17 protein-coding genes are annotated in these 18,361 nt (G+C 71.3%); 13 read left to right on the plus strand and 4 right to left on the minus strand.

The window, feature by feature from the left end; translation table 11 throughout:
• Window positions 1-54 precede the first annotated feature (54 nt).
• Window positions 55-1,077, plus strand: coding sequence for a C40 family peptidase (locus AQJ91_RS01045; RefSeq protein ID WP_067014758.1), 1,023 nt, complete (start codon window positions 55-57; stop codon window positions 1,075-1,077).
• A gap of 54 nt (window positions 1,078-1,131) precedes the next feature.
• A complete protein-coding gene (locus AQJ91_RS01050; RefSeq protein ID WP_067014761.1) occupies window positions 1,132-2,322 on the plus strand; it encodes a hypothetical protein in 1,191 nt (396 codons plus the stop codon).
• A 45-nt stretch (window positions 2,323-2,367) separates the two neighbouring features.
• Here AQJ91_RS01050 and AQJ91_RS01055 read toward each other — a convergent pair whose 3' ends face one another.
• On the minus strand, window positions 2,368-3,603 hold the full coding sequence (locus tag AQJ91_RS01055; protein WP_067014764.1) for a glycosyltransferase 87 family protein: 1,236 nt from the start codon (window positions 3,601-3,603) through the stop codon (window positions 2,368-2,370).
• A 138-nt stretch (window positions 3,604-3,741) separates the two neighbouring features.
• Between AQJ91_RS01055 and AQJ91_RS01060 the strand changes: the two genes are divergently transcribed.
• Together AQJ91_RS01060 and AQJ91_RS01065 are read left to right on the plus strand one after the other, a co-directional pair.
• Window positions 3,742-4,884 (plus strand): glycosyltransferase family 4 protein, encoded by a 1,143-nt coding sequence (locus tag AQJ91_RS01060; RefSeq protein WP_067014767.1) that lies wholly within the window; start codon window positions 3,742-3,744, stop codon window positions 4,882-4,884.
• A gap of 40 nt (window positions 4,885-4,924) precedes the next feature.
• Window positions 4,925-6,562 (plus strand): GMC oxidoreductase, encoded by a 1,638-nt coding sequence (locus tag AQJ91_RS01065; RefSeq protein ID WP_456113448.1) that lies wholly within the window; start codon window positions 4,925-4,927, stop codon window positions 6,560-6,562.
• A gap of 19 nt (window positions 6,563-6,581) precedes the next feature.
• On the opposite strand, the gene AQJ91_RS01070 is transcribed toward AQJ91_RS01065, so the two are convergent.
• Window positions 6,582-8,378, minus strand: a complete 1,797-nt coding sequence (locus AQJ91_RS01070) for an AMP-dependent synthetase/ligase (protein ID WP_067014771.1) — start codon at window positions 8,376-8,378, stop codon at window positions 6,582-6,584.
• 308 nt (window positions 8,379-8,686) lie between these two features.
• Between AQJ91_RS01070 and AQJ91_RS01075 the strand changes: the two genes are divergently transcribed.
• The 6 genes from AQJ91_RS01075 (at window position 8,687) to AQJ91_RS01100 (ending at window position 13,857) form a co-directional block, all read left to right on the plus strand.
• A complete protein-coding gene (locus AQJ91_RS01075; RefSeq protein WP_079084609.1) occupies window positions 8,687-9,484 on the plus strand; it encodes a metallophosphoesterase family protein in 798 nt (265 codons plus the stop codon).
• Window positions 9,485-9,617: 133 nt separating this feature from the next.
• On the plus strand, window positions 9,618-10,058 hold the full coding sequence (locus AQJ91_RS01080) for an SRPBCC family protein (protein ID WP_067014778.1): 441 nt from the start codon (window positions 9,618-9,620) through the stop codon (window positions 10,056-10,058).
• A gap of 114 nt (window positions 10,059-10,172) precedes the next feature.
• Complete coding sequence (locus AQJ91_RS01085) at window positions 10,173-11,342, plus strand: ArsA family ATPase (RefSeq protein ID WP_067014781.1); 1,170 nt, start codon at window positions 10,173-10,175, stop codon at window positions 11,340-11,342.
• Between the two features lie 57 nt (window positions 11,343-11,399).
• A complete protein-coding gene (locus tag AQJ91_RS01090) occupies window positions 11,400-11,885 on the plus strand; it encodes a DUF5304 domain-containing protein (protein ID WP_067014784.1) in 486 nt (161 codons plus the stop codon).
• 118 nt (window positions 11,886-12,003) lie between these two features.
• Window positions 12,004-12,957 carry an ROK family glucokinase gene (locus AQJ91_RS01095; RefSeq protein ID WP_067014787.1) on the plus strand — a complete coding sequence of 318 codons (954 nt, stop codon included), beginning with the start codon at window positions 12,004-12,006 and terminating at the stop codon, window positions 12,955-12,957.
• A 153-nt stretch (window positions 12,958-13,110) separates the two neighbouring features.
• Window positions 13,111-13,857: an endonuclease/exonuclease/phosphatase family protein gene (locus tag AQJ91_RS01100; RefSeq protein ID WP_067014790.1), complete on the plus strand. Its 747-nt coding sequence runs from the start codon at window positions 13,111-13,113 to the stop codon at window positions 13,855-13,857.
• A gap of 120 nt (window positions 13,858-13,977) precedes the next feature.
• Here AQJ91_RS01100 and AQJ91_RS01105 read toward each other — a convergent pair whose 3' ends face one another.
• Complete coding sequence (locus AQJ91_RS01105; protein ID WP_067014793.1) at window positions 13,978-14,643, minus strand: hypothetical protein; 666 nt, start codon at window positions 14,641-14,643, stop codon at window positions 13,978-13,980.
• A complete protein-coding gene (locus tag AQJ91_RS01110) occupies window positions 14,636-15,448 on the minus strand; it encodes an alpha/beta hydrolase (protein ID WP_067014796.1) in 813 nt (270 codons plus the stop codon). Before AQJ91_RS01110 ends, AQJ91_RS01105 begins: the two co-directional genes overlap by 8 nt.
• A gap of 159 nt (window positions 15,449-15,607) precedes the next feature.
• On the opposite strand from AQJ91_RS01110, the gene AQJ91_RS01115 reads away from it, so the two are divergent.
• From AQJ91_RS01115 to AQJ91_RS01125, 3 genes are read left to right on the plus strand one after another with little or no spacing between them, the layout of a single operon-like run.
• Window positions 15,608-16,372, plus strand: coding sequence for a lysophospholipid acyltransferase family protein (locus tag AQJ91_RS01115; protein ID WP_067014799.1), 765 nt, complete (start codon window positions 15,608-15,610; stop codon window positions 16,370-16,372).
• A 29-nt stretch (window positions 16,373-16,401) separates the two neighbouring features.
• Window positions 16,402-17,616: a MacS family sensor histidine kinase gene (gene macS / locus AQJ91_RS01120; RefSeq protein ID WP_067014802.1), complete on the plus strand. Its 1,215-nt coding sequence runs from the start codon at window positions 16,402-16,404 to the stop codon at window positions 17,614-17,616.
• Window positions 17,613-18,290 (plus strand): response regulator, encoded by a 678-nt coding sequence (locus AQJ91_RS01125; protein ID WP_067014805.1) that lies wholly within the window; start codon window positions 17,613-17,615, stop codon window positions 18,288-18,290. Before macS ends, AQJ91_RS01125 begins: the two co-directional genes overlap by 4 nt.
• Window positions 18,291-18,361 lie beyond the last annotated feature (71 nt).

An 18,361-nucleotide genomic window follows, 5' to 3' on the forward strand; every position in this document is an offset into this window, starting at 1 on the left:
GAGCTACTGTCTGCCGCGTTTCCCTGTCCGCCAGCGGAAGGAGTGCGGCTTCCCGTGGGGTCCCATCGCCGCCTTGTACCATCCGGGTTCGACCGGGGCGCCACTGCCGCGCTCTGCGTCATGTCAGCCGCCGCCGCGGCCCTCGGGGTCGTCCCCGCCACATCGGCGGTGGCCGCGACGCACGACGACACCCGGGCCGAAGTCGACACGCTCTACGCGGAGGCCGAGAAGGCCACCGAGGCCTACAACAAGGCCGACGAGCGCGCCGACTCCCTGCGCAAGCAGGTCAGCACCGCCCAGGACCGGATCGCCCGCCAGCAGGACCGCATCAACGCGCTGCGGGAGGCGGTCGGTTCGCTGGCCGACGCCCAGTACCGCTCCGGCGGCATCGACCCGTCCCTCGCCCTGCTGTTCTCCGACGGCCCGGACGACTACCTCGACAAGGCAGCCGTACTGGACCGGATCACCGCCCACCAGGCCGGTGAGCTCGAGGACCTCCAGGACGCGATGCGCCAACTCGCCCAGGAGCGCGCCGAGGGCACCCGGAAACTCTCCGAGCTGGACAGGAGCCGCAAGGCCGTCGCCTCCCACAAGAAGACCGTCGAGCGGAAACTCGCCAAGGCCCGGCAGCTGCTCAACTCCCTGCCGTCCGCCGACCGCGCCGCCTACGACCGCGCCTCCCGCTCCGGCCGCGACGGCATGCCCGACCTCGGGGGCGTCGTCACGCCCTCGGCGCGCGCGGCGGCAGCGGTGGCCGCCGCCCAGTCCGCGCTGGGCAGGCCGTACGTCTGGGGCGCCAACGGCCCCTCCGGCTTCGACTGTTCGGGCCTGATGCAGTGGTCCTACGCCCAGGCCGGCGTCGCCCTGCCGCGCACCTCGCAGGCCCAGCGGTTCGCCGGCCGGCAGGTCCCGCTCTCCCAGGCCCAGCCCGGCGACCTGGTCACCTACCGCTCCGACGCCAGTCACGTCGGGATGTACATGGGTAACGGCCAGGTCATCCACGCCCCCTATCCCGGCGCCCCCGTGCGCTACGACCCGGTGGGCATGATGCCGGGCGCCACGGTCACCAGGGTCTGACCTTCGCGCACCGGCGGTCTGACCCTCCCGCCTTCGCCGCCGTACGATCGGGAAATGGCTGGTCGAAGGCGGGCGTCGGGTTCCGGAGTCGTCGTGCTCTGTCTGCTGCTCGTCGCGCTGGTGGCGTGCGGCGGCAGAGCGCCGGCCGACACCGCCAGGGCCGACGTCCAGCGGGTGCTGGACCGGCGGGCGGAGGCGATAGTCGGGCACGACGAGCCGGCGTTCCTGAAGACCGGCGCGCGGGACTGGTTCGGGAACCTGCGCGCGGTGCCCCTCGCCGCCTGGACGTACCGCGTGACCGCCCTGCACCGCACCGGCGACACGGCCACCGCCGAGGCCGACCTGCGCTACCGCGTCCGCGGCTACGACAAGGCACCGGTCACCGCCGGCCGTACCCTCACTCTCAGCCTGGACGCGGGCGGCCAGTGGTACGTCGAAGCGGAGCGGCCCGCGGAGAAGTCCGCCGAACAGCTGTGGGACCAGGGCGAGGTGACCGCCGTACGGGGCGAGGAGAGCCTCGTCCTCGGCGTCGGGCAGTCCGCCGAGTCACTGCGCGGATACGCGGAGCTGGCGCACCGCGCGGTGCCGGCCGTGTCGGAGACGTGGGGCACGGAGTGGGCGCGGCACGTCGTGGTCCTCGTACCGGAGTCGCTGGAGGCAATGGCCGGGCTGCTCGGCTCACCGGCCTCCTCCTACCGGGGGATCGCCGCGGTCACCACGGGCGAGACCGGCGCCCAGGCCGACGCGCCCGCGGACCGGATCATCGTCAACCCCGATGCGTACGGCGTCCTCGGCCGCGTGGGCAAACAGGTGGTCCTCACCCACGAGACCACCCACGTCGCCACCCGCGCCGACACCAGCGCGGCCACGCCCCTGTGGCTGTCCGAGGGCTACGCCGACTGGGTCGGCTACCTCGGCACCGGCCGCTCCCCGTCCCAGGCGGCCCCCGAGCTGGGCCGCGCGGTGCGCGAGGGGCGGCTACCGGCGACGCTGCCGTCCGACGCGGACTTCGGCTTCACGGGGGACGCGACGAGGCTGGCGCTGGCGTACGAGGGCGGCTGGATGGCATGCCGGATGATCGCCGACCGGTGGGGCGAGGTCAGGCTCGGGGAGTTCTACCGGGCCGTGGGCGCGCACGAGAAGCGGGCGGGCGTGGTGGAGGGCGCGCTGAAGGACGTACTGGGGACGACGCCGGCGGACTTCACGGCGCGGTGGCGTGCGTATCTGCGGGCGCAGCTGGGCTGAACCGCGACCCCGATGGGGCTCGCGACGCCCGCCCGCCGAGCCGCGTCAGGAAGGGAGCGACGTCTCCTTCGTGCGGGTCGCCTGAGCGGGGAGTGCGGGCACCGGGGTGCGGGTCACCGTCGAGCGCCACAGCTCGCGGGCCGCGAGGACCGTGGCGAGGACCAGCAGGCCGTTGCGGACGAACAGGAGGGTGACGCCGAGGGCGTCGCTCGCGACGACGTGGGCGAACCAGACCGGGAACTCCAGCACCGTCACGAAGGCCGCCGCCAGGACCAGGACGACGGGGAGCTTCATGCGGCTGCCGCGGAAGCACAGGCAGACGGCCGCCAGCCCGACCAGCCACACCATGTACTGCGGGCTGATCACCCGGCTGGTGGCCGTGAACATCAGCACCCCCACGAACGCCGCGTCCGCCGGCGTGTGGGCCAGGAACCGCGTCGCCATCAGCCGCCACAGCAGCAGCCAGCCGAAGGCGATGCCGGTCAGGCCCAGGGCGGCCGTGCTGACGGCGCCGACATACGGGCCGAGGAACTCCACCGAGCCGTAGTTCAGCAGCACCTGCCCGTCCCAGCCGAACTGCCGGGCCACATGGAAGACCAGCGAGCCCAGCGACTCCACCTCGGTGCCCCGGTCCCGCTGGAAGGTCAGGAACGCGAACGCGCCCGGCATGGCGACGGCGAACACTACCGACAGGACGGCGGCGGTGACCGCGGCCGCACCCCACACACCGCGCTTTCGGGCGCCGACCAGCAGCAGCACCGGCCACACCTTCAGCATCGCCCCGAACGCCGTCAGTACACCCATCGCCCGGGGATGCCGGGACCCCGCGAGCAGCGCGGCCACGGCGACGGCGGTGACCATCACGTCGTAGCGGGCGTACACGGTCGGCCCGAGCAGTGGAACGCCCACCAGCCACACCCAGGCGCCGCGCAGCGTCTTGCCGGGGCGCAGGCCCGCGTACAGGAGCAGCAGGAGCGCCGTCAGGTCGGCGGTGAAGGCGAGGACGAAGAACGCCGACGTGTAGTCCAGGTGGAACAGCAGCCCCGGGGAGAGGATCGCGAGCGCGGCGGCCGGCGGGTACTGCCAGGTCACGTCGTCCAGCGGGAAGGTGCCGGTGCGCAGCACCTCGTACCAGCCCTGGTAGATCACGGACACGTCGCTGGTGACGTCCGGGCCCGGGAAGACGTACACCTTGAAGACGAAGAGGAGCAGGACCGTCCGGGTCAGCCCCCAGATCCCCAGCAGCCATGCCAGGGACCGCCACGCGCCCGTCGTCTCCACCCTGATCCCCTGCCGTTCGCTGCCCGCCTCGAGGTGAACATGATGTCCTGCCGGGCTGTGTACCGGCCACCAACGTGGCCGACGCCACCGAACTGCCGGGCGGGTGCTGTGAGCAGCGGTTCGGTAGGGTCGGCGGCGATGCACAAGACCCTCGTCGTCACCAACGACTTCCCGCCCCGGCCCGGCGGCATCCAGGCGTTCCTGCACAACATGGCGCTGCGCCTCGACCCCGAGCGGCTGGTCGTCCACGCCTCCACCTGGAAGCGAGGCCGGGAGGGCGCCGAGGCGACCGCGGCCTTCGACGCCGAGCAGCCCTTCACTGTCGTACGGGACCGTACGACCATGCTGCTGCCGACGCCGGGGGCGACCCGGCGGGCGGTCGGGCTGCTGCGCGAGCACGGGTGCACGTCGGTGTGGTTCGGGGCGGCGGCACCACTCGGGCTGATGGCGCCCGCGCTGCGCAGGGCGGGGGCCGAGCGGCTGGTGGCCACCACCCACGGTCACGAGGCGGGGTGGGCCCAGCTGCCCGCAGCGCGCCAACTGCTGCGCCGGATAGGGGAGTCGACGGACACGATCACCTACCTCGGGGAGTACACGCGCTCGCGGATCGCCGGTGCGCTGACGCCGGAGGCGGCCTCGCGGATGGTGCAGCTGCCGCCGGGCGTCGACGAGAAGACCTTCCACCCCGGGTCGGGCGGCGCCGAGATCCGGGCACGGCTGGGGCTGACGGACCGGCCGGTGGTGGTGTGCGTGTCCCGGCTGGTCCGGCGCAAGGGACAGGACACCCTGATCCAGACCATGCCCCGGATCCTGGCGAAGGAGCCCGACGCCGTCCTGCTGATCGTGGGTGGCGGGCCGTACGAGAAGGACCTGCGCCGGCTCGCGCACGACACCGGCGTCGCCGGCTCGGTCCGCTTCACCGGCGCCGTGCCCTGGTCCGAGCTGCCCGCCCACTACGGCGCCGGAGACGTCTTCGCCATGCCGTGCCGTACACGCCGCGGCGGCCTCGACGTCGAGGGCCTCGGCATCGTCTACCTGGAAGCCTCCGCGACCGGCCTCCCCGTCGTCGCCGGCGACTCGGGCGGCGCGCCGGACGCGGTGCTCGACGGCGAGACGGGATGGGTGGTCCGCGGCGGCTCTGCCGACGAGGCCGCCGACCGGATCCTGGTCCTCCTCGGCGACGCCGGGCTGCGCCGCCGGATGGGGGAGCGGGGCCGGGAGTGGGTCGAGGAGAAGTGGCGGTGGGACTTGCTGGCGGAGAAGTTGAGGTCATTGCTCTGAGGGCCTAGCCGGAAGGCGATAGTCCGCCGATGCTGCGCGCATGACAGCAAAACTGATGCAGCATCAGCTGACGAGACGTCACGTACTCGGCATGGTCGCCCTCCAGACCGCCGCCGCGTCCGGTCTCACCCGCATCGGTCTCCAGTCCGCGTCGGCCGTCGAACCGGCCGCCGTCGACAACGCCCCAGCGATCGTGGTCGGTTCGGGCTACGGCGGTGCCGTCGCCGCTCTCCGGCTCGGTCAGGCGGGCATCCGCACGGTCGTCCTCGAGATGGGCCGGCTCTGGAACACGCCTGGCTCCGACGGCAAGGTCTTCTGCTCCGCCAGCGCCCCCGACCAGCGGTCCATGTGGTTCCGTACCCGCACCGAGGCGCCGCTGGCCACCTTCCTGTGGCTGGACGTCGTCAACAGGGACATCAGCCCGTACCCCGGGGTCCTGGACCGCGTGCACTACGCCAACATGTCCGTGTACGTCGGGCGCGGTGTCGGCGGCGGCTCGCTGGTCAACGGCGGCATGGCGGTCACCCCGCTCCAGTCGTACTTCGCCGAGCAGTTCCCCACCGTCGACCCCGCGGAGATGTACGGCACCTACTTCCCACGCGCCCGTTCCATGCTCGGCGTCAACACCGTCGACCCCGCGTGGTTCGAGTCGACCGAGTGGTACCGCTTCAGCCGGATCTCCCGCAAGCACGCCACCAACACCGGCCTGAAGACCACCTTCGTACCCAGCGTCTACGACTTCGGCCACATGCAGCGCGAGGCGGCCGGTACGGCGACGAAGTCGGCCCTCGCCGGCGAGGTCATCTACGGCAACAACCACGGCAAGCGCACCCTCGACAAGACGTACCTGGCCGCGGCGCTCGGAACCGGGAACGTCACCCTGCACACCCTGGAACGGGTCACGTCGGTCCGCCGGGCCGTCGACGGGACGTACGTCCTGACCGCCGACCGGATCGACGCCACCGGCACGGTCGTCGAGACCAAGGAGTACGGCTGCACGTACCTGTTCCTCGGCGGCGGCAGTATCGGTACGACCGAACTCCTCGTCCGCGCCCGGGAGTCCGGCACCCTGCCCGCCCTGGACGCCGCCGTCGGCACCGGGTGGGGGACCAACGGCAACGTCATGCTCGGGCGGGCCAACCACCTGTGGGACACGGTCGGGGAAAACCAGTCCACGATGCCGGTCATGGGCATCGACGACTGGGCCAACGCCTCGAACCCCGTCTTCGCCGAGATCGCCCCGCTGCCGACGGGACTGGAGCACTGGGTCAGCCTCTATCTGGCGATCACCAAGAATCCGGAGCGGGCCTCGTTCTCGTACGACTCGGGGAGCGGGGCGGTGAGGCTGGGCTGGACCGCGGCACAGAGCGCGGTGTCCGTCGGCATGGCCAAGAAGCTCTTCGACCGGATCAACTCGGCCAACTCCACGATCTACCGGTACGACCTGTTCGGCTCGTCCAACAAGGCCTTCGCCGACAACTTCACGTACCACCCGCTGGGCGGCTGCGTGCTGGGCAGGGCCACCGACAACTACGGCCGGGTGAAGGGCTATTCGCGGCTGTACGTCACCGACGGCTCGCTCGTGCCCGGCTCGATCGGCGTGAACCCGTTCGTGACGATCACCGCGCTCGCCGAACGCACCATGGCGCGGGTCCTCGCCGAGGACACCGCGCCATGACGCTCTTTGAGCGGCCCTGCTACTTCTGGTAGATCGCCTCGATCTCGTCCGCGAAGTCCTTCGCCACGACATTGCGCTTGAGCTTCAGGGACGGGGTGAGATGGCCCGACTCCTCCGTGAACTGGGAGGACAGAATGCGGAACTTCCGCACCGATTCCGCCTTCGACACCGCGGCGTTGCCGTCGTCGATCGCCGACTGGATCGCGGCCAGCAGGTCCGCGTCCCGGTGCAGCGACGCCGCGGTGGACTCCGACGGCTTGCCGTGCTCGGCGGCCCAACGGCCCAGGAACTCCTCGTCGACGGTGACCAGCGCGCCCACGAACGGCCGCCCGTCGCCCACCACCATGCACTCCGCGACCAGCGCATGGGCGCGGATCCGGTCCTCGATCACGGCCGGGGCGACGTTCTTGCCGCCCGCGGTGACGATGATCTCCTTCTTGCGGCCGGTGATACGGAGGTAGCCGTCCTCGTCCAGGGTGCCGATGTCACCGCTGTGGAACCAGCCGTCGGCCAGTGCCTCGGCCGTGGCCTCGGGGTTGTTCCAGTACTCCTTGAAGATGTGCTCGCCGTGCAGCAGCACCTCGCCGTCGTCGGCGATCCGCACCACCGAACCGGGCAGCGGCTGGCCGACCGTGCCGATCTTCTGCCGGTCCCACGGGTTGAAGGCGGTCGGGGCACAGGTCTCGGTCAGGCCGTAGCCCTCCAGGACCGTGAAGCCGATGCCGCGGAAGAAGTGGCCCAGGCGCTCGCCCAGCGGGGCGCCGCCGGAGATGGCGTACTCGCCCCTGCCGCCGAGGACCGCGCGCAGCTTGCTGTAGACCAGCTTGTCGAACGTCTTGTGTTTGATCTTCAGACCGAGGGACGGGCCCGACGGGGTGTCCAGCGCCCGGCTGTACGCGATCGCCGTGTCCGCCGCCTTGTCGAAGATCTTGCCCTTGCCGTCCGCCTGCGCCTTGGCGCGCGCCGAGTTGTAGACCTTCTCGAAGACCCGCGGCACACCGAGGATCAGCGTCGGCCGGAACTCGGCCAGCTCGTCGGTGAGGTTCTTGATGTCCGGCAGACAGCCCAGCTTGATCGGCGCCATCATCGGGGCGATCTGCACCAGCCGGCCGAAGACGTGCGCGAGCGGGAGGAAGAGGAGCACCGAGCACTCGCCGGTACGGAACAGCGGGCGCAGCCGCTCGACGACGTTCCCGCAGTCCGCGAAGAAGTTGCGGTGGGTCAGCACACAGCCCTTGGGCCGGCCGGTCGTGCCCGATGTGTACACGATGGTCGCCGGGTCGTCGGCCTTCGCCTGCGAGCCGCGCTCCTCGACCGTCTCGTCGCTGATGTCCTGCCCGAGGCGCCCCAGCTCCTCCACACCGCCGGCCTCGATCTGCCAGACGTGCTTGAGGGCGGGCAGTCGGTCGCGCACCGACTCGACGGCGGCCGCGTGGTGGTCCGCCTCCACGACGCAGGCGGTCGCGCCCGAGTCGGAGAGGATCCACTGCACCTGCTCCGGCGAACTGGTCTCGTACACCGGCACCGTGACCCCGCCCGCGGACCAGATCGCGAAGTCCAGCAGCGTCCACTCGTAGCGGGTGCGGGACATGAGAGCGACCCGGTCGCCCGGCTGGACACCGGCCGCGATCAGCCCCTTCGCGGCGGCCCGCACCTCGGCGAGGAACGCGGTGGCCGTCACGTCCTGCCAGGTGCCGCCCACCTTGCGGGCGATGACGGCGACATCCGGGTGCTGCGCGGCGTTTCTGCGGACGATGTCGGTCAGATTGCCGTCCGCAGGGACCTCGTACAAAGCCGGAAGGCTGAACTCGCGCAAGACTGCTGCTCCTCATAGGACGCCGGCGCCACGACGTTGTGCGATGCGACGGTGCGGTCCAAGGCTCGGGCAGGTACTCGGATCTCTTTCGTGGTTGCAGCCACATGTTGAAATCCTGAGCACTGGACTGCCCGGACGTTACCCGCCGGTATGGCCTCTACGACAGGGGGTCCCGGCGAGATGTTCGCTGCGTCACACGGATTGGTGTTTCTGCGCGCACAGTAGTCGAGGCCTCTGATGACTGGCCAGTAATCGCTGGTCCGGTCGCCACTGTTCACGTATGCCGCACACGCTTAGGCTTGATCGTCATGGCACCCACACCGGCCGGAAACCGAAGGACCCGCGTTCATGTGGTCAGCGACGTGCACGGCAACGCCCGTGCCCTGGCCCGCGCCGGTGACGGTGCCGACGCCCTGATCTGTCTCGGTGACCTGGTGCTCTTCCTCGACTACGCCGACCACTCGCGCGGCATCTTCCCCGACCTCTTCGGCGTCGAGAACGCCGACCGCATCGTCGCGCTGCGCACCGCCCGGCGCTTCGAGGAGGCGCGGGACCTCGGGGCCCGGCTGTGGGCCGGCATCGGCTCGGACCGCGCGTCGGTGATCGAGAAGGCGGTACGCAAGCAGTACGCCGAGATGTTCGCCGCGTTCCCCACCCCGACGTACGCGACCTACGGCAATGTCGACATGCCGCCCCTGTGGCCGGAGTACGCCGGGCCGGGCACGACCGTGCTGGACGGGGAGCGCGTGGAGATCGGCGGGCGGGTGTTCGGCTTCGTCGGCGGGGGCCTGCGCACGCCCATGCGCACGCCGTACGAGATCAGCGACGAGGAGTACGCGGCGAAGATCGAGGCAGTGGGCGCGGTGGACGTGCTGTGCACACACATCCCGCCGGAGGTGCCGGAGCTGGTCTACGACACGGTGGCGCGGCGCTTCGAGCGGGGGAGCCGGGCGCTGCTGGAGGCGATCCGCCGGACGCGTCCTCGTTACTCGCTGTTCGGTCACGTCCACCAGCCGCTCGTCCGGCGGATGCGGATCGGGGCGACGGAGTGTGTGAACGTGGGCCACTTCGCGGGGTCCGGGAAACCGTGGGCGCTGGAGTGGTGAGGTCCGGGTCCGGTCCGGGCTGGTGGGGGTGACGTCGGGCCGACCGGTGCGCGGTAGCCTTCACGCTGCACACGTACGCAGGACGCGCACGGTGACTTGGACTTACCGGCCCGCATCTGGAGGAGCCACGGCGATGGCGGAACACACCAGCTCGAGCATCACGATCGAGGCGGCACCGGCCGACGTCATGGCGGTGATCGCCGACTTCGCCCGCTATCCGGACTGGACCGGAGAGGTGAAGGAGGCGGAGGTCCTCAAGACCGACGACCAGGGGCGTGCCGAGCAGGTCCGGCTGGTCATGGACGCCGGTGCGATCAAGGACGACCAGACCCTCGGATACACCTGGACCGGCGACCACGAGGTCTCCTGGACGCTGGTGAAGTCCCAGATGCTGCGTTCGCTCGACGGGTCGTACCTGTTGAAGCCGGCGGGGGCGGGGGCGACCGAGGTCACGTACCAGCTGACGGTGGACGTCAAGATCCCGATGCTCGGCATGATCAAGCGGAAGGCCGAGAAGGTCATCATCGACCGGGCGTTGGCGGGGTTGAAGAAGCGGGTTGAGACGGGGAAGTAGGTCGTTTCGGGGTGCGGGTGCGTTGGGGTTCGCGTTATGGCGTTTCCCACCTCTTGACCGGCTGGAAACGGGTGGTGCGCCGGTGGGCGAAGGAGCCCGATACCGTTCACCCCCATGCGCACCATCCTGATCACCGGCCCCGGCGGCAGCGGCCGTACCACCGTCGCCGCCGCCACCGCGCTCGCCGCCGCCCGTGAGGGCACCCGCACCCTCCTCCTCAGCGCCGACCGCGCCGACACCCTGGGCGCGGCCCTCGGCGTCGGCACAGGTGGCACGCCAACCCGTGTCACCCCGACCCTCACCGCCTGGCGCCCCGACGCCGCCCTCGGTTTCCGGGACGACCTCGCCGCCTTCCAGGACCGCGCCTCCTCCGCCCTCGACCTCCTCGGCGCCTCCCGGCTCGACCCCGAGGAGGTCACCCCCCTCCCCGGCGCCGAGGAACTCGCCCTCCTGCGCGCCCTGCGGGACGCCGCCCTCGCCGAGGCTCACGACCTCCTCGTCGTGGACCTCCCGGCCACCCCGCACGCCCTCGCCCTCCTCTCCCTCTCCGAGGAACTCCGCCGCTACCTGCGCCGTCTCCTCCCGCCCGAGCGGCAGGCGGCCCGCGCCCTGCGCCCCGTCCTCGGCCGGCTCGCCGGGGTCCCGATGCCCGCCGAGTGGCTGTACGAGACCGCCGACCGCTGGGACGTGGAGCTCGCTGCCGTGGCAGCCGTCGTCGCCGACCGCGAGACCTCCGTACGCCTGGTCGCCGAACCCGGCCCGGCCGGCACCGACGCCGTCCACGACGCGACCCTCGCCCTGGCCCTGCGTGGCCTGCGCCCCGACGTACTGGTCGCCAACCGCGTCCTGCCGGACACCGGACAGAACCCCTGGCTCGCCGGCCTCGTCGCCCAGCAGCGCAAGGCCCTGGAGGAGTGGGGCGAGTCGTACGACGTCCGTACCGTCGCCCACCTCGGACGGGACCCGCGCGGCACCGACGACCTCGACGCGCTCGCCGCTCCCGTCGGGGACGCCGGCACCTCCGCCGTCGAGTGGCCGGTCACCGACCACCTCGCCGACGACGGGGTGTTCGTCTGGCACGTCCCCCTGCCGGGTGCGACAAGGGACGACCTCGACCTCATCCGCCGCGGCGAAGAACTCGTCGTCACCGTCGGCCCGTTCCGCCGTGTCGTGCCGCTGCCGTCCGCCCTGCGCCGGTGCGGTGTCGACGGGGCCGCGCTGCGCGACGGCGAGCTGCGGATCAGGTTCGCGCCGGACCCCGCTCTATGGCCGGCGACACGATGAACCAGGTGCGCCCGTTCGGGTAACGTCGTAGAGACGAACCGTAGTCAGGAGTCCGTCATGAGCGAAGAGCTCCCCCCGTCCGACGCCGTGGAGCCCGAGGCCGTCGACGAGGTACGGGCGACCGACGCCGACGCCTGGGCGACGGCGTGCGCCGAGGACCTCGCGGCGGAGAAGGCCCGCCGCCGCGCCGAGTACGGCCCGCCCCCGGGCTCGGCCGCCGAGGAACTGCGCAAGCTCGTCGACGCCGTCGCCGACAAGCTGTCGACCATCCAGTCCCCGCTCTTCGGGGCCGTCGGCGGGCCCGCCGCCCAGCAGGTGGTCAGGCAGGTCGTCCAGCAGGCCAAGGCCGCCGTCGAACCCGTCATCGAACGCAACCCGGACGTCTTCGACCACCTGGCGTCGGCCGGTAACGAACTTCTCGCCGCGTACCGCTCCGCGGTCCAGGCTCAGGAGCAGCGCTGGACGGCCCGCACGAACGACCTGGACGAGCCCGAGGACGACGGCGACGACGCGGGCCCGAGCCAACGCATCGACTTGGACTGACGCCTCCGTGACGCCTCCTTGGGGTTCCCGCCTGCCCGGCGGGCGGACGACGGGACCCTGACGGCAGGGCCTCGGGTACGGTTGGCCGTAGCGGGGCTCGACCGAAACTGAGGGATTCATGGGACTCACCATCGGCGTCGATATCGGCGGCACGAAGATCGCGGCCGGCGTGGTCGACGAGGAAGGCAACATCCTCTCGACCCACAAGGTGCCGACCCCCGGCACGCCCGAGGGCATCGTGGACGCCATCGCCTCCGCCGTCGAGGGCGCGCGCGCCGGACACGAGATCGTCGGCGTGGGCATCGGTGCCGCCGGATACGTCAACCGTCAGCGCTCCACGGTCTACTTCGCGCCCAACATCGACTGGCGTCAGGAGCCGCTGAAGGAGAAGGTCGAGGCGCGCGTCCACCTGCCGGTCGTCGTGGAGAACGACGCGAACGCGGCCGCGTGGGGCGAGTACAAGTTCGGTGGCGGCAAGGGCCATCGCAACGTCATCTGCATCACCCTCGGCACCGGCCTCGGCGGCGGCATCATCATCGGCAACAAGCTGCGCCGCGGCCACTTCGGCGTCGCCGCCGAGTTCGGACATATCCGCATGGTTCCGGACGGACTGCTGTGCGGCTGCGGCTCACAGGGCTGCTGGGAGCAGTACGCCTCCGGGCGCGCCCTCGTCAGATACGCCAAGCAGCGCGCCAACGCCACCCCCGAGAACGCCGACATCCTGCTCGGCCTCGGCGACGGCACCCCCGACGGCATCGAGGGCAAGCACATCTCCATGGCCGCCCGCCAGGGCGACCCGGTCGCCGTCGACTCCTACCGCGAACTCGCCCGCTGGGCCGGTGCCGGCCTCGCCGACCTGGCCTCGCTCTTCGACCCGTCCGCCTTCATCGTCGGCGGCGGCCTCTCGGACGAGGGCGAACTGGTCCTCGACCCGATCCGCAAGTCGTACAAGCGCTGGCTGGTCGGCGGCAACTGGCGCCCCGTGGCCGACGTGATCGCAGCCCAGCTGGGCAACAAGGCGGGTCTGGTTGGCGCAGCCGACCTGGCCCGCGAGCCCGACCCGATCATGTAACGGTCACTGATTGAGGTGCGGCAGTCCCCGTGCCCCTCCAGGGGCGCGGGGCTGCATCGATATGCGGCTCCGCCGCGTGGGCGCGACCGGCCACAATGAGCCCGCACCCGCAAACGGACAATTCCTCCGAGCTCTCGGCGTACATTGATCCATATGACGCCGCTCCCCAACTCCCATACCGAGCCAGACGGTTCAGCCGTCATCCGCGTCCTCAGCTACAACATCCGCTCGATGCGCGACGACACCACCGCCCTCGCCCGCGTCATCACCGCCTGCACCCCCGACCTGGTCCTCGTCCAAGAAGCCCCTCGCTTCTTCCGCTGGCGCAAGAAGCTGGCAAGACTCGCCGCGGCCTCCGGCCAGGTGATCCTCTCCGGCGGCGCCACAGCCGCCGGCCCGGCGATCCTCTGCACCCTGCGGGCCACCGTCGAGCGCACCGAGGACGTCCTCCTCCCGCTCACCCCCGGCCACCACCGCCGCGGCTTCTCCACGGCAGTGATCCGCTTCGGCGCCGCACGCCTCGGCGTGCTCAGCTGCCACCTCTCCCTGCACCAGGACGAGCGCTACGAACAGGGCGGCATGCTCCTCGACCGCGTGGCCGGGATGGGCGTAGAGCACGTGGTGGCGGGCGGCGACCTGAACGAGCGCCCCGGCGGCCGCACCTTCCACCGCATCGCCGACGCCCTCCAGGACTGCTGGACCACGGCCCCCTGGGGCAGCGAGCACACCTCGACGCCCACCGACCCCCACCAGCGCATCGACGCGATCTTCGCCACCAAGGACATCGAGGTGCTGGGGTGCGGGGTTCCGCTGGGCCATCCCGGCGTGGCCGAGGCCGATCTCAAGAGGGCGACGGATCACCTGCCTGTGCTGGCGGCACTTCGCGTGCCCGCGACCTGAGCCGCAGCTGCCGGGCGGTGCGAGGGGGGCGTTGAGAAGGTACTGCCTTGAGGGCGGCCACCGACCATCTCCCGGTCCTGGCCGCCCTCAGAATCCCCGCAGCTCAATAGGCTCAACAGGTCAGACGACCGCGCCCCGCCCGGGATCGTCGTCGTCCTCGTCGTCCGTCCGCATCCGCATCACCAGCGTCGCGAACCCGCCCAGGAAGCCGCCGACGCCGAGCGTGGCCAGCCACCAGGTCATGTCCCAGCCGAGCAGGACGGCGAGCAGCAGCAGGACCGGCCCGCCGACCACCGCCAGCCAGGCGAACTTCGCCGTCGGGTCGGCCTCGGGGAGCGGCGGCGGCTCCGGCGGGACGAAGTGGCCCTCGTCGTCCTCGTCGAAGTCGTCCTCGGCGGGCTCCGACGGGGTGTAGTCGCGCGGACCCACGCCGGGCGCGAAGGCGATCGAACTGCCCAGCGGCTTGGCCGACGCGGGCTTGCCGGGCTTCTCGTCCGCGTCGCCTGTGCCGTCGGCCGTGTCCTTCGCCTCCTCCTCGTCAGCGTTGCTCGCTCTGTCTGTCTTGTCTGCCTTACTCGCCGGCTCGTCGTCGTTCGTCCCGGTCTCCAGCAGCGCCAGGTCCTCGACCGACTTGAACGGCTTCGCGCCCGGCGGGTCCGGCGGCTCGTCGCCGTACCCGGCGACGATCGCGTCCCAGGCGGCGTCCTCGTCGAAGGGGACGCTCTGCTCTTCCGGCTCGCGGTCCCGGTCCTCGCGGTTCTCACGGTCGGAATCGTGCTCAGCCACCTGCGGCCGTCCCTTCCTGCTCGCTCGTCCGGCCCGTGTCGGCCGTCTCCTTGCCGACACGGGGTGCGAGCCGGCCGATGAACGCGAGGCTCTCCTCGAAGATCCGGTCCGCGTCGTGGTCCAACGTCGCGACGTGGTAGCTCTGTTCCAGCAGGATCTCCCGAACGTCCGTCGACGAGACCCGGCCGAGGATGCGCGCCGAGTCGACCGGCGGCACCACATGGTCCTGTGGGCTGTGCAGCACCAGCAGCGGCTGGGTGACCTGCGGCAGCTCGCCGTCGAGCACCTGGAAGAACCGGCGCAGCGAGTGCGCGGCGTGCAGCGGGACCCGGTCGTAGCCCAGCTCGATGCTGCTCTCCTTCGCGATGTCGTTGGCGACGCCCTTCGTCGTCCGGACGAAGTGGCGGGCCACCGGAAGGGCGTACGCGGCCAGGCCGTGCACCTTGTTCGCCGGGTTGACGACCATCACGCCGCTGATCGCGTCCCCGTGCTTCGCCGCCAGTCGCAGGGCCAGGGCACCGCCCATGGACAGGCCGGCCACGAAGACCCGCTCGCACCGCTCGGTCAGGGCGCGCAGCTCGCGGTCCACCTCCGCGTACCAGTCCTGCCAGCCGGTGAGCTGCATGTCCTCCCAGCGTGTGCCGTGGCCCGGCAGCAGCGGCAGCGAGACGGTCAGGTCACGCTCGGCTAGATACTCAGCCCAGGGGCGCAGCGACTGGGGGGAACCGGTGAAGCCATGACAGAGGAGGACCCCTGTCTCCCCGCCCTCGTGGCGGAACGGCTCGGCTCCGGGGAGGACCGGCACCTAAGGTCTCCTGTTCATGAGAAGGGCGTGAACAAGTCCAGGTTGCTTCACCGTACGCGACCGCACTGACACCGACCAGGGTCGTCGGACTCTTTGACAGTGCGCCGGGTTAAGGTCTGATCGACAGACACAGGAGGCACTCGGTTGTTGTACGGCGCGATGAAGGTATCCATCGGGGGGCCGCTGAAGCTCGCCTTCAGACCCTGGGTGGAAGGCCTGGAGAACATTCCCGCCGAGGGCCCCGCGATTCTGGCGAGCAACCACCTCTCCTTCTCGGACTCGTTCTTCCTGCCCGCGGTCCTCGACCGCAAGATCACCTTCATCGCGAAGGCCGAGTACTTCACGACGCCCGGTATCAAGGGCCGGATGACCGCCGCCTTCTTCAAGAGCGTCGGCCAGCTCCCAGTGGACCGTTCGGGGGCGCGTGGCGCGGGCGAGGCGGCGATCAAGAGCGGTATCGAGGTCCTCGAGCGCGGTGAGCTGTTCGGTATCTACCCGGAGGGCACGCGCTCGCCCGACGGCCGCCTCTACCGGGGCAAGCCCGGCGGCCTCGCGCGCGTGGCGCTCGCCACCGGCGCTCCGGTCATCCCGGTCGCCATGATCGACACGGAGAAGATCCAGCCGCCGGGCAAGGTCATGCCGAAGCTGATGCGGCCGGGCATCCGGATCGGCGGGCCGCTGGACTTCAGCCGCTACCAGGGCATGGAACACGACCGCTTCGTGCTCCGCGCACTGACCGACGAGGTCATGTACGAGATCATGAAGCTCTCCGGCCAGGAGTACGTCGACATGTACGCGACTGCCGCCAAACGGCAGATAGCGGAGGCGGCGAAGGCCGAGAGGGAAGCGGAGAAGGCGGCCAGAGCCGCCCTGGTGCAGGCCCAGAAGGAACAGGCCGAGAAGGAAAAGCAGCAGGAGTCCTAGACGGGGAGTCTGGGCCAGGGGTGGGGGATATGGCCAAGCGCGTGCAAGTCATGAGGATGTCCGTCGAGCAGCCGCTCTGGCGTGCCCTCACGGCATACCGGGTCCTCACCATGCTGTACGCGGTCGGCCTCTTCGGCACCGCCTACGACGAGTTCGTCCGCCCCTGGATCGCCGTCGCCTACTACGCCGTCCTGTGCGTCTGGACGCTGGCCACCCTGCCCCGGGTACAGAACGCGGCGAGCTGCACCAAGCGCTTCCTCGCCGCCGACCTCACCATCGCGCTCACCGGCATCCTGCTCACGCCCCTCGCCGCCGAGTACGAGCGGATCCAGTCCGGCGGCCCCACGCTGCCGTCGATATGGACCGCCGGTTCCGTGCTGGCCTTCGCCATCAAGGGTGGCTGGCGCTGGGCGGCGTTCGCCTCCACGGCGGTCGCCGTCGCCAACCTGATCGAGCGCGGCGCCCCGGCCCGCGACACCATCCACAACGTCATCCTCGTCTGGGTCGCCTCCATCGCCATCGGCTACGTCGTCGAGGTCGCCCGCGCCTCCGAGCGCACCCTCGCCCGCGCCCTGGAGATCGAGGCGGCGACGAGAGAGCGGGAGCGGCTCGCCCGGGACATCCACGACGGCGTCCTCCAGGTGCTGGCCATGGTGCAGCGGCGCGGCGCCGTCCTCGGCGGCGAGGCGGCCGAGCTGGGCCGGATGGCCGGCGAGCAGGAGGTGGCGCTGCGCACGCTGGTCTCCGGCGGCCTGGTGCCCGTCTCCCGTGCGTCGGAGGACGCCGCCGAGGGGGCCGTCGTACGGGCCGTCGAGGAGGAGCCCGACGACGGGCCGGTCGATCTGCGCGTGCTGCTCGCGCCGTACGCCGCCGCTAAGGTCAGCCTTGCCGAGCCCGGCGCTCCTGTCGTCCTGCCCCCGGACGCCGCCCGCGAACTGGCCGCCGCCGTCGGGGCCGCCCTGGACAACGTCCGCAAGCATGCCGGGGAGCAGGCGCGCGCGTGGCTCCTCGTCGAGGACGAGCCCGACGAGGTGATCGTGACCGTACGGGACGACGGACCCGGCATCCCCGAGGGCCGGCTCGCCCAGGCCGAGGGGGAGGGGCGGATGGGGGTCGCTCTGTCGATCCGGGGGCGGCTGCGCGACCTCGGCGGCAGCGCCGAGCTGATCTCGGTTCCGGGGCAGGGCACGGAAGTCGAGCTGAAGGTACCGAAGGTCTCACGGGGGAAGGCAGGACAGCGATGAGTGACAAGGGTCCGATCAAGGTGATGGTGGTCGACGACCACCCCATGTGGCGCGACGCCGTCGCCCGCGACCTGGCCGAGTCCGGCTTCGACGTGGTCGCCACCGCCGGCGACGGCGACCAGGCCGTACGCCGGGCCAAGGCCGCCGCCCCCGACGTCCTCGTGCTCGACCTCAACCTGCCCGCCAAGCCCGGCGTCCAGGTCTGCAAGGAACTCGTCGGCCACAACCCGGCCCTGCGCGTCCTCGTCCTGTCGGCCAGCGGTGAGCACGCCGACGTACTGGAGGCCGTGAAGTCCGGCGCCACCGGCTATCTGCTGAAGTCGGCCTCGACGGAGGAGCTCCTGGACGCGGTGCGCCGTACGGCCGTCGGCGACCCGGTGTTCACGCCGGGCCTGGCCGGGCTGGTCCTCGGCGAGTACCGCCGCCTCGCCTCCGAGCCCGCGCCCGCCGCGCAGGACGCCGACCATCCGGGCGCCCCGCAGCTCACCGACCGCGAGACCGAGGTACTGCGGCTGGTCGCCAAGGGCCTGAGCTACAAGCAGATCGCCGAACGCCTGGTCATCTCCCACCGCACGGTCCAGAACCACGTCCAGAACACCCTCGGCAAGCTCCAGCTGCACAACAGGGTGGAGCTCGTCCGGTACGCCATAGAGCGCGGCCTCGACGACGAGTGATGAGCTGACTTGACGATCTGTCGGCTTGACGGCGCGTAAACCCGGCACCTGACGATTCACCAGAATTGCCC

The organism is Streptomyces dysideae (genome assembly GCF_001514305.1).
Taxonomy (GTDB): Bacteria; Actinomycetota; Actinomycetes; order Streptomycetales; family Streptomycetaceae; genus Streptomyces; species Streptomyces dysideae.